Genomic DNA, 10,976 nt, shown 5'->3' on the forward strand with positions numbered 1-10,976 from the left:
CTGTATAGATTTCAGCTACTTTTAGGCGTAGGCACTCTCATCGAATTTTATTTTAAGTTAATTATTTGCATAACAATTACCGAAGAGCCTGCTTTTTCAAGGCTGGAAAATTGAGAACTTTGAAATTCTTTGTGCCAATAACAATTTAACTTCCGCGACAGTTATCCTATGTAATACAAAAACCCAAGAGCGTTACACTGAATCAGCCTTTAAAAAAGGTTCAGTAGATGCACTTTGTACTGCTTTTAATGAGGCTCTAGCTCATTTAGTTGAGGTTAAACATATCCTTAAATCTATCTATTTAGCCAACTTGACACCGGGTCAACAAGGAGCCATAACTGTCAAGGCGGCGGTTGAGTATGATGGTAAAGAAGTTATTACCATCCACACCCATGAAAATATTCTCAAGGCTCATTTTTTCACCTACGTCAAAGCGATGATTGCCGTTTATGCACCCAAGGAATATCACCCTGATATTCATAGCACAAAAGAATTGACATATTTGTACAAAATTGGCGAACGAGATTTTCGGGGACTGAATTTCAGCCAAGTCAATTTAATGGATGGTGAGGCCAATCTTTCCGATGCAAAATTGATGGGATGTAACTTCAGTCAGGCTAATCTTTCGAGGGTTAATTTAACTAATGCTGATTTAACAGGATCCGATTTAAGTCATGCCAATTTGAGCAAAGCTAATTTAACGGGAGCTAACTTGACCGATGTTAAATTAGATGAAAATAATCTAACCCTTCTTGATGGCACAATTTTGACTAACACAATTATGCCTGAAATTAGAATGGAAATTATTGGCGAATCCCGTTTAGAAAAGGTTGCTCAACTACTCAAACACATTGATCCTCAAAGTGAATCTCGAATCTTGGCTATTCACTCCATGACAGATTCCATCTGGTGGGATAATCCTCTTGGTCAAAAATTCTGGGAAGTTAACGAAGAACTAATCAAAAGGGAGATTTCTATTCAACGAGTTTTTATTCTTCCTGAAGTTCCGACTCAAAAGCATTTACAAGTGATTCAGGAACAACTTAACTCTGGCATAAAAGTTGCTTGTATTTGTCAGGAAAAAGCTAAAGATGTTCAAGGCTATCGTTGGGATAATACCAACCTATTGATTAGCGAAAACTTATCTGTGCCAAGAAATTCTTTTACAGCGAGAAGAATTATGAATGGTCAAACAGAATCAGGTTATATTTCCTATCAAACAAGAGTTGTAGAGACAGATAAAAGTCTCTTTAACGCTCTATGGGAAAAATCTGAAAAACTCCCAACTCAAGCTAATCTTCAGGAACAATTAGCAAACCTGAATACCTGACAGGGTAAGCGCATCTTAACAATACTTGACAAAATGAACTTTATCTCGGTTGTCAACCGCGTTTGAGATGCGCTCACTCTACCGACGCGGTATGGCACAAAAAAGCAAAAGGACGGCTATGGATAATAACTAGATGATTGCTATGCTGAGACCCTTTTGTCAGTCCTAATTGAGATGCTCTTACCCCACCACAATCCCTAAAAAATAACCATAAAATTAATTAATAGAATATCGGAGAAAGACAAACATGATTATCGCTCAAGAAAAACCGACTATTGCGACAGTCACCAAAAACCCTGTCACTTTGGAAGCATATCGGGCGATCGCTGAAACTGCTCAGGAACGTTATGAATATTGCCATGGAGAAATGATTCTTATGTCTGGAGGAACCGCGACCCACAGCGCAATCGCGATCAACATCTCGGTTTATTTGGGATTTTTATTGAGAGATAGGGATTTTCGTCTGTATAACAGCGATCTGCGGGTGTGGATTCCTGAATATCATTGTGGAACCTATACCGATCTCATGGTCGTTAACCATGAACCAGAATTGAACGGCGATCGCAAAGACGAAATTCTTAATCCTTTATTTATTGTAGAGGTGCTTTCCCCCGCCACGGAAGCCTATGATCGAGGTGATAAATTTAGAAAATATCGTTCCCTGCCAAGTTTTTGTGAATATCTGCTCGTTAGCCAAACTGAACCCTACATTGAGCAATATTTCAGACTCGAACAGAGCGAGCGCTGGCAATTACAAACCTACGATCAACTTAGTCAAATAATCCCTCTGGAGAGTTTAAACGTTGAACTTCCCTTGCTAGAAATTTATCGTCGCGTTAGTTTTGCCGCAGCCTCATCCGATTAATAACCTTTCTATTTTGTTTGCATAAAAAGCGATCGCCCCACAGTTTAAGCTCAAAAAACCGCCATCGACAAAGAAGCGCTACATTTATTGGGGATGGTTAGGCAGAGAATGATATTGAAAAATGCCAAATATACTGCCGACACTGCCAATACTGAGAATACTGCCGACACTGCCAATACTGAGAATACTGCCAACACTACCAATACTGAGCATACTGCCGATACTAACCAGACTTAAAATGCTGCTGGCACTAGCGAGACTTAAAATACTGCCAGCACTGCCTAAACTCAAGATACAGCGATAACTAGCTTTGCTCAGATAATTAAGACCAGAAATCATTTTAAATCGGGGAAAGATTGGGGAATAGTTAGGGAAGTATTTTGCCAAACCTGTTGTAAACGCATAGCCGGCATAGTTAGATAACCCGTGCGACCTAATCCACAGACGATGATTTGCGGTTTCATTCGTCGAGCGCATTTTTTGCTGATTAACCTTTCAGTTCTAGCGCAAAAACTAGGAAAAATCTGTAACTAAAGCTGCAATGCTGCCAGTTTTCCCAATCAGGCTTTTAAAATGATAAAATAACCCTCATCATTGATTTAATCACTTAGGTCTTGACTCGCTTTCTTTGGGATAAATTTAGTAAAGATTACCTCGAAACCTTTCTCTCTTCTTCCGGTGACGTGAAAACTAGCCTTGATGTGACGGCAGAAACTCAAGAAATCGATGTGTATTTTCGACCTTGTTTATTGGAACCCTATCGCAATCCGGTCACGATTGATGGCATTATTGCCTGTTTATCTAAACTGTTTACTGTGCGGGAACAATTACAAAGAGAAGCTCACCGCAATCAACAACCCTTATTAGCAGAAAATATCCCTAGACTATGGATACTAACTCCTACTGCCAGTCAGAGGATTATAACTGCTTTTTCCGCTCTCAATAATCCAGATTGGGGAGAAGGAATTTATTTTTTACCTCCAGCATTAACCACAGCCATTATTGTCCTGCATCAATTACCTGAAACCCCTGAAACCCTTTGGTTAAGATTATTAGGTAGAGGAGGAACCAGAACCAGAGCGATTGATGAATTAGAGGCCTTGTCTCCTAGTCATCCCTTTAAATCAGCTTGCAAGCCTTACCCAAAAGAACCCAGGAGGAGAGGAAATTTATTATGCGTTTAGCTCCTTTATACGAACAAGATAGAGAAGCAGCGATTCAACAAGGAGAAGCCATTGGACTTCAAAAGGGCAGAATCGAAGGGATTCAACAAGGAGAAGCCATCGGACTTCAAAAAGGAGAAGCCAAGGTAGTGCTACGCTTACTTAACCGACGTTTTGGTCAACTTCCCCCGCATATTACCGAAACTATCCAAAAACTCTCAGTAGAAAAATTAGAAGACTTAGGAGAAGCATTGCTAGACTTTAAGAGTCAAGCTGACTTAATCAATTGGCTGAACTAATAAATAGGCTTTTAAAATGATAAAATAATCATCATCATCGATTGAATTACTTCAGCCTTGACTCGCTTTCTTTGGGATAAATTTAGTGAAAGACTACCTCGAAACCTTTCTCTCTTCTTCCGGTGACGTGAAAACTAGCCTTGATGTGACGGCAGAAACTCAAGAAATCGATGTGTATTTTCGACCTATCGCAATCCAGTCACGATTGAGGGCATTATTGCCTGTTTATCTAAACTGTTTACTGTGCGGGAACAATTACAAAGAGAAGCTCACCGTCATCAACAACCCTTATTAGCAGAAAATATTCCCAGACTATGGATACTAACTCCTACTGCCAGTCAAAGAATTATAACTGCTTTTTCCGCTCTCAATAACCCAGATTGGGGAGAAGGAATTTATTTTTTAGCCCCAGCATTAACCACAGCCCTTATTGTCCTGCATCAATTACCCGAAACCCCTGAAACCCTCTGGTTAAGATTATTAGGTAGAGGAGGAACCAGAACCAGAGCGATTGATGAATTAGAGGCCTTGTCTCCTAGTCATCCCTTTAAATCAGCTTTACCAAAAAGAACCCAGGAGGAGAGGAAATTTATTATGCGTTTAGCCCCTTTATACGAACAAGATAGAGAAGCAGCGATTCAACAAGGAGAAGCCATTGGACTTCAAAAAGAAGCATCCAAGTTAGTGCTACGTCAACTAAAGCGACGTTTTGGTGAACTGCCCCCGCATATTACCGAAACTATCCAAAAACTCTCAGTAGAAAAATTAGAAGACCTAGGAGAAGCATTGCTAGACTTTAATATTCAAGCTGACTTAATCAATTGGCTTAATCAAACCTAAAATATTCGGTAAAGGTCATTTAAAACTCCTCTAATTGTTTTCTTTATCTATCGGGAAATTGAGAGCTTTATCGAATAGGGCAAGGTCTTGGAAATTAATCACGCCATCTCCATGAAAATCTGGCGTTGCTGATTTGAGTTCTGAACATTCTTTTGTGATATTTTTAAAACCTGGACCCAAACTAACTTTTGGATAGGACACACATTTGGCATTCATAGCTTGATTCAGCAACGCCGAATAACCTTATACTACTCCTAATCACTTCTTATCTCTTGACAATGACCTTAAAAACCGATCACGGTAAAAGCCATCCTGTCGGTGCGACTGTCTTGGCCGATGGTGTCAACTTCTCACTATTTTCTAAGTATGCCACGGCGATCGAATTATTATTATTTAATGATGCTAATTCTCCCGTACCTAGCCGGACTATTCTCCTCACCCCGCAAACAAACCGCACCTTTTTCTATTGGCATATTTTCGTTCACGGTATTGGAGCCGGTCAAGTGTATGCTTATCGAGTCCATGGTCCGGATAATCCGGCCCAGGGTCATCGCTTCGATCCTGATAAAGTAGTTCTTGATCCCTATGCGAAAGCGATTGTCGGTGCGGAAATTTATGATCGACAAGCTGCCAGCGAAAAAGGCGATAATTGTCATCGAGCTTTGCGGGGTCTGGTAGTGGATCCGGGCTGCTATGATTGGAAAGATGACGCACCGCTACGCACTCCCTACTCTGCCAGTTTTATCTACGAAATGCACGTCGGTGGCTTTACTCGTAACCCGAATTCCGGCGTTAGCGAGGAAAAAAGAGGTACTTTTGCGGGATTAATCGAAAAAATACCCTATTTGAAAAACCTAGGCATTACTGCCGTGGAATTGTTACCGATTCATTACTTTGATCCCGCTGCCGCCATGCCGGGGTTAACTAACTATTGGGGTTATAGCACGATCGGCTTTTTTGCGCCCCATGCCGGTTACAGTAGCGATCGCTCACCCCTGGGTCCTTTGAATGAATTTCGCAATCTGGTGAAAGCGTTACACAAAGCGGGGATCGAAGTGATTCTCGATGTAGTTTTCAATCATACCGCCGAGGGAGACGAAATCGGGCCAACTCTTTCCTTGAAAGGTATCGATAATCGCACCTACTACATCCTCGACGGGGAAGATAAAAGCCTCTATAGCAACTATACCGGCTGTGGTAACACCCTCAAGGGCAGTCATCCCATTGTTGGCAAAATGATTCTCGATTGTTTGCGCTATTGGGTGTCAGAAATGCACGTGGATGGTTTTCGCTTTGACCTGGCGGCCGTATTATCGCGCAATGTGGACGGGGAACCGATTCTGCAAAAAGGTTATAACATGATCTGGGCGATCGAGTCGGATCCTGTCTTAGCTGGGACAAAATTAATCGCCGAAGCTTGGGATGCGGCAGGATTGTATAGTGTCGGTCAATTTGTCGAATTTGCCGATTGGTTTTCCGAGTGGAATGGTCCTTTTCGCGATGATGTGCGCGCTTTTGTCCGGGGAGATACCGGCATAGTCAGCAAATTAGCGGCGCGGATTTTAGGAAGCCCCGACATATACCACAGACCTGATACCGATGTCAATAGAAGTATAAATTTTGTTACCTGTCACGATGGCTTTACCCTTAACGATCTAGTTTCCTACGACGAGAAACACAACGAGGCTAACGGCGAGGAGAATCGGGACGGTGGCAACGATAATTTTAGCTGGAATTGTGGGATAGAAGGGGAAACCAATAACGAGAGGATTAAAACCCTGCGACTGCAACAAATAAAAAATCTCTTAACGATCCTGTTTATTTCCCAAGGAACACCTATGCTGTTGATGGGGGACGAAGTGCGACGCACCCAAAAGGGCAACAATAACGCCTATTGTCAGGATAACCAGTTAAGTTGGTTCGATTGGAGTGCGGTAGAGCAAGAGTTCGATCTTTGGTGTTTCGTAAGGAGACTGCTCGATTTTAATAAAAAATTAGCTCTTTTCCGTCAGGAAAAATTGCTAGAAGTCACCTATACCAGTCTTGAACCCCATCTCAGTTGGCATGGAGTACAGTTGAGTAAACCCGATTGGTCGGAAGATTCCCACAGTTTAGCTTTTTCCCTGCGTCATCCCAAGGCGAATGAGTATTTACACATTATGCTCAACGCTTACTGGGAATCTCTCAACTTCCAGTTACCCCCCTTGGGACAAGGGGAAAAATGGCATCGTGTCATCGATACTGCTTGGCAATTGTCCGAGGCAGCCTGTGATTTGGATGCCGCAGCCGCTATTGAATCGGAAACCTATCGGGTGCAAGCGCGTTCGGCGGTAGTTTTAATCGTTAAACCAGTATAACAAGAGGAGAGATATTGCCCGATCGACCGATGTTGAATGCTTTAACTAATGAACAATGGCATCAATTCAATCGTCAAGTGGAAAAACGTTATTTATCTGCGGAGCAATAGCTGAAATGATGCGGCTTTCATTAGCGAAACGGGTATCGATTCTCTCTTTGTGTTTAATTGGTTTTTCCCTGCCTTGGACCGCGTTCAGCGTTTCACCAGTACAGGCGAACCTAGAACCGACTGCGATCGCTATTGGTGATCCCGTCCGGGAAGAAAAGCAAGCTCGGCAGTTAGTAGAATGGTTGGGAACTAAACAATACGACAAAGTTATTGCAGCTTTGTCACCCCAACTAAAACCCCTCTGGACTGCCGAAAAACTGCAAAAGGTCTGGGAAAGCCAAGTCACTGACAATACTGGACCTTTTAAGCGCATTGTCGAAAGCAAGCTACTCGATGCTATCAATGCCAATCTGGTGATTGTCACCGTTGAATTTGAGAAACTCACTGAAGATGTGGTAATTACCTTTAACCGGTCTGGTCAGGTAATTGCCGCCGATTTTCCCGAATTTCGTAGTATTTCTGAGATTGGCGATGCTTTTGTCACGTCCTTGGTCAACAAAGACTACGGCCTGGCCAGAGGTTATCTACACCCTTTCCTGAAAGCTGAGGTTTTCCCCACCAGAGTACAAGGCGCTTGGGAGAATTTACTTAAGCGTACCGGCCCCGTGCGTCGGATCGTGGGAACTCAGGTCAGAAAAGGTTCGGATACGGACGGTGTGGATCTGGTGTTGGTGACGATTCAATTTGAAAAACTGACGGATACTTTAATCCTCGTTTTTGATGATCAAAAGCAGATTGTCAACGTGGATTTCCCTTTAGGCAATTAGTAATCAGCCGAAATAACCCCGTAAATTGAGTTGGAGACGACAAGTTATGTTAGATAAAATCGAAGTTCCCATCGAAGCGATCGCAGCTAGGGAGATTCTAGATTCCCGCGGCCGTCCCACTATCGAAGCGGAAGTGCTGTTAGAATCGGGGGCGATGGGTTTGGCCCAAGTTCCCAGTGGTGCTTCTACGGGCAGTTTTGAAGCCCACGAATTGCGCGATGATGATCCCCAGCGTTACGGTGGTAAGGGTGTCCTGAAAGCGGTTCGCAATGTCTACGAAAAAATTGTCCCGGTTTTGGAGGGGATGAATGCTTTCGACCAAGCTAGTATCGATTTAGCTATGATCGAGCGCGATGGCACGGCCAATAAACGAGAATTAGGAGCTAATGCTATCCTGGCCGTCTCTCTCGCTACGGCCAAAGCGGCGGCGGCGGATCTGGGATTGCCTCTCTATCGTTATCTCGCCGGTCCGATGGCCAATGTGCTACCCGTCCCGATGATGAACGTGATCAATGGTGGTTCTCACGCTGATAATAACGTCGATTTTCAGGAGTTTATGATCTTCCCCATCGGGGCCGATTCTTTTAAGGAAGGTTTGCGTTGGGGGGCGGAAGTATTCGCCGCTTTGGGTAAGGCCTTGCACGAACGCAAATTACTGACCGGTGTGGGCGATGAGGGCGGTTATGCTCCGAATTTGGCTTCAAATCAGGAAGCTTTGGATATTTTGATCGAATCGATCGAACGTGCCGGTTATAAACCAGGGTCAGAAGTGGCTTTGGCTATGGATGTGGCCGCCAATGAATTCTATCGGGATGGTCAATACATCTACGATGGTTCCGCCCATTCTCCCGCCGAAATGGTGGATTTTTTGGCTAGTTTAGTCGATCGCTATCCGATTGTTTCCATTGAAGACGGTTTACACGAGGAAGATTGGGATAACTGGAAATTATTGACCGATAAACTGGGGGCGCGGATTCAGTTGGTGGGCGATGATTTGATGGTGACTAATCCCATCCGTCTGCAAAAAGCGATCGATCTCGGTATTGCTAACTCGATTCTGATTAAACTCAATCAGATCGGTTCTTTGACGGAAACCCTACAAACGATCGCCCTGGCTACCCGTCACGGTTATCGTTCTGTCATCAGTCATCGTTCCGGAGAAACGGAAGACACCACGATCGCAGATCTGGCGGTGGCTACTAATGCCGGACAGATTAAAACTGGTTCTCTCAGTCGCAGTGAACGGGTGGCTAAGTATAATCGCTTATTACGCATCGAAGAAGAATTGGGCGATCGGGCGGTGTACGCGCCGAAAGTCGGTTTGGGTCCAAAATTCTTGGCCTAAAATTTGAAAAAAGTCTTGCAGTGATCGAAAAAGGGTGTTATACTAAAGATACTGATAACTGATAACTGGTCACTGACTATTGTGGTACTTCGCTGAAACCCTTTTCGGCGAAGTATTTATTTTTGGCCTTTTTTTGCCCAAAGGTATGATTTTTGGATCAAAGGTGTTACACTGAGGGTACTGATAACTGATAACTGGTCACTGACTATTGTGGTACTTCGCTGGAACCTTTTTCGGCGAAGTATTTATTTAAGAGGGTGTTGACCAGAGAGAGGACGATTGGCGCACCGATAAAAGCCACTAAACCCTTAACTGCGAATCCCGGGACGAGGATCGAGGCTAACCAGAAACAAAAGCCATTGAGAACAAGGATAAAGCCACCGAGGGTGAGAATAGTAATCGGTAGGGAAAGCAGCCCTAGAATCGGTTTAACCAGTCCGTTGACTAAACCAATAACTGCCCCCGCAACCATGGCCACAATAAAGCTATCGACTTTAACACCGGGGAAGATAATATCAACCACTAATAAACTCAGGGCAGTGGCAAGAATATTTAAAAGAATGCCGATCATAAATTTCTCCTTAATTTTTCTGCAATCACTGCCATTCTATGGCAACTTTAAGGAGAGCAAGCTTAATATAGAATTAAGATTCACTAAAGTCTTTTTGAGGTACAAGTAATGTTTCTTCGCCTAGTTTGTGCGCTTTTTTTGCCGCCCTTAGCCGTATTTTTGACTACGGGACTGAGTTTAGCCTTTGTTATTAACATCATCTTAACTTTAATCGGTTATGTCCCCGGCATTATCCACGCTTTCTGGATTGTCTCCAAAGAAGCCGAGAATTCCTAATTAGCACCCCAGGAGATGCCAGTTTTTCTAGTCGCTGCATTAGACATCTCCAATAATGAAGATTTTAGCTGGGTGGATCAGTCTTCTAGCCTGATTTCTGGAGAGGTTTATTAACTAAAATGTCGGATGAATGCCCCCGCTACATTTTTCGACAAGATACTCACCTTTGCGGGGGATGAAATCCGACCAGAATATCAACACCATCTGTGGGTAAACGGCGAACTCTGTTATACTTAACCTAGCCAATGGTGGAGGATTGTTAAATGCTAGTAGTAGAAGCAAAGCTAAAAAACGGAACACCAGAGCAATATCAACGGCTTGATGAAGCTATCAAAACTTCTCAGTTTGTGCGTAACTCTTGTGTTCGTTATTGGATGGACAATCAAGGGACAACCCGCAATGATCTCCAAAAACTTTGTGCGGTACTAGCTAACAATAAAGAGACACCTTGGGTTAATAAATTAAACTCTCAAGCTCGTCAATCGGCTGCCGATAGAGCCTGGCAATCAATTAATCGGTTTTATCAGAATTGTCGTGCCAAGATACCGGGTAAAAAAGGTTTTCCTCGGTTCAAAAAGCATAGTCGTTCCGTTGAGTATAAACTAACAGGCTATAAGCTATCTGATGATAGACGTAAAATTAATTTCACCGATGGCTTTAAAGCAGGAGAATTTGATTTATGGTGTAGTCAAAAGACATTAGTTTATTATTCAGAACAACAGATTAAACGGGTAAGAGTTGTTAGACGTGCTGACGGTTATTATTGCCAGTTTTTGATTGACGTAGAGCGGCAAGAATACCATAAACCAACGGGACAAATAACAGGAATTGACCTAGGGTTAAAAGAGTTTTATACCGATGCCCAAGGCAATACTGTAGAGAATCCACGTTATTTAAGAAAGTCAGAAAAACGACTTCAAAAAGCACAAAGGAGATTATCAAAACGATTCCGTCAAGGAAAGAAACAGTCTAAAAACTATCACAAGCAACGGATAAAAGTAGCTAGGCTTCATCTTAAAGTGTCAAGACAACGTAAAGACAAAGCAATTAAAG

Annotated in this window: 10 protein-coding genes and 3 pseudogenes; 9 read left to right on the top strand and 4 right to left on the bottom strand. The window is 42.9% G+C overall.

The features are described from left to right. Positions 1-88: 88 nt before the first annotated feature. Positions 89-1,330, top strand: a pseudogene (locus BGL89_RS07520) (pentapeptide repeat-containing protein); the annotation flags it as partial. A gap of 247 nt (positions 1,331-1,577) precedes the next feature. Then, positions 1,578-2,195 (top strand): Uma2 family endonuclease, encoded by a 618-nt coding sequence (locus BGL89_RS07525; protein WP_286825180.1) that lies wholly within the window; start codon positions 1,578-1,580, stop codon positions 2,193-2,195. Between the two features lie 84 nt (positions 2,196-2,279). On the opposite strand, the gene BGL89_RS07530 is transcribed toward BGL89_RS07525, so the two are convergent. Beyond that, positions 2,280-2,534, bottom strand: a complete 255-nt coding sequence (locus BGL89_RS07530; RefSeq protein WP_158200201.1) for a hypothetical protein — start codon at positions 2,532-2,534, stop codon at positions 2,280-2,282. Beyond that, positions 2,531-2,659 (bottom strand): hypothetical protein, encoded by a 129-nt coding sequence (locus tag BGL89_RS07535; RefSeq protein WP_286825181.1) that lies wholly within the window; start codon positions 2,657-2,659, stop codon positions 2,531-2,533. Before BGL89_RS07535 ends, BGL89_RS07530 begins: the two co-directional genes overlap by 4 nt. Before the next feature lie 150 nt (positions 2,660-2,809). Between BGL89_RS07535 and BGL89_RS07540 the strand changes: the two are divergent. Both BGL89_RS07540 and BGL89_RS07545 read left to right on the top strand, forming a co-directional pair. Beyond that, positions 2,810-3,657, top strand: a pseudogene (locus tag BGL89_RS07540) (DUF4351 domain-containing protein). A gap of 57 nt (positions 3,658-3,714) precedes the next feature. Further along, positions 3,715-4,497 (top strand): annotated as a pseudogene (locus BGL89_RS07545) (DUF4351 domain-containing protein). A 30-nt stretch (positions 4,498-4,527) separates the two neighbouring features. Here BGL89_RS07545 and BGL89_RS07550 read toward each other — a convergent pair. Further along, complete coding sequence (locus BGL89_RS07550) at positions 4,528-4,713, bottom strand: hypothetical protein (RefSeq protein ID WP_286825182.1); 186 nt, start codon at positions 4,711-4,713, stop codon at positions 4,528-4,530. A 62-nt stretch (positions 4,714-4,775) separates the two neighbouring features. Between BGL89_RS07550 and glgX the strand changes: the two genes are divergently transcribed. The 3 genes from glgX (at position 4,776) to eno (ending at position 9,076) form a co-directional block, all read left to right on the top strand. Beyond that, positions 4,776-6,854, top strand: coding sequence for a glycogen debranching protein GlgX (gene glgX / locus BGL89_RS07555; RefSeq protein WP_286825183.1), 2,079 nt, complete (start codon positions 4,776-4,778; stop codon positions 6,852-6,854). 115 nt (positions 6,855-6,969) lie between these two features. Beyond that, the gene (locus tag BGL89_RS07560; RefSeq protein ID WP_286825184.1) at positions 6,970-7,731 is read left to right on the top strand and encodes a DUF3887 domain-containing protein; all 762 of its coding nucleotides are present in this window, start codon (positions 6,970-6,972) and stop codon (positions 7,729-7,731) included. Between the two features lie 46 nt (positions 7,732-7,777). Continuing rightward, positions 7,778-9,076, top strand: coding sequence for a phosphopyruvate hydratase (gene eno / locus BGL89_RS07565; RefSeq protein ID WP_286825185.1), 1,299 nt, complete (start codon positions 7,778-7,780; stop codon positions 9,074-9,076). A 205-nt stretch (positions 9,077-9,281) separates the two neighbouring features. On the opposite strand, the gene BGL89_RS07570 is transcribed toward eno, so the two are convergent. Beyond that, the gene (locus tag BGL89_RS07570; RefSeq protein ID WP_286825186.1) at positions 9,282-9,647 is read right to left on the bottom strand and encodes a phage holin family protein; all 366 of its coding nucleotides are present in this window, start codon (positions 9,645-9,647) and stop codon (positions 9,282-9,284) included. Positions 9,648-9,755: 108 nt separating this feature from the next. Here BGL89_RS07570 and BGL89_RS07575 point away from each other — a divergent pair, with 108 nt between their 5' ends. Both BGL89_RS07575 and BGL89_RS07580 read left to right on the top strand, forming a co-directional pair. After that, entirely contained in the window at positions 9,756-9,923 is a 168-nt protein-coding gene (locus BGL89_RS07575) for a YqaE/Pmp3 family membrane protein (protein ID WP_286825187.1), read from the top strand. Between the two features lie 263 nt (positions 9,924-10,186). Beyond that, positions 10,187-10,976: RNA-guided endonuclease InsQ/TnpB family protein (locus tag BGL89_RS07580; RefSeq protein WP_286825188.1), on the top strand; the 790-nt coding region annotated here is incomplete at its 3' end.

Source organism: Microcystis sp. LSC13-02, assembly GCA_002282935.1.
Lineage (GTDB): Bacteria > Cyanobacteriota > Cyanobacteriia > Cyanobacteriales > Microcystaceae > Microcystis.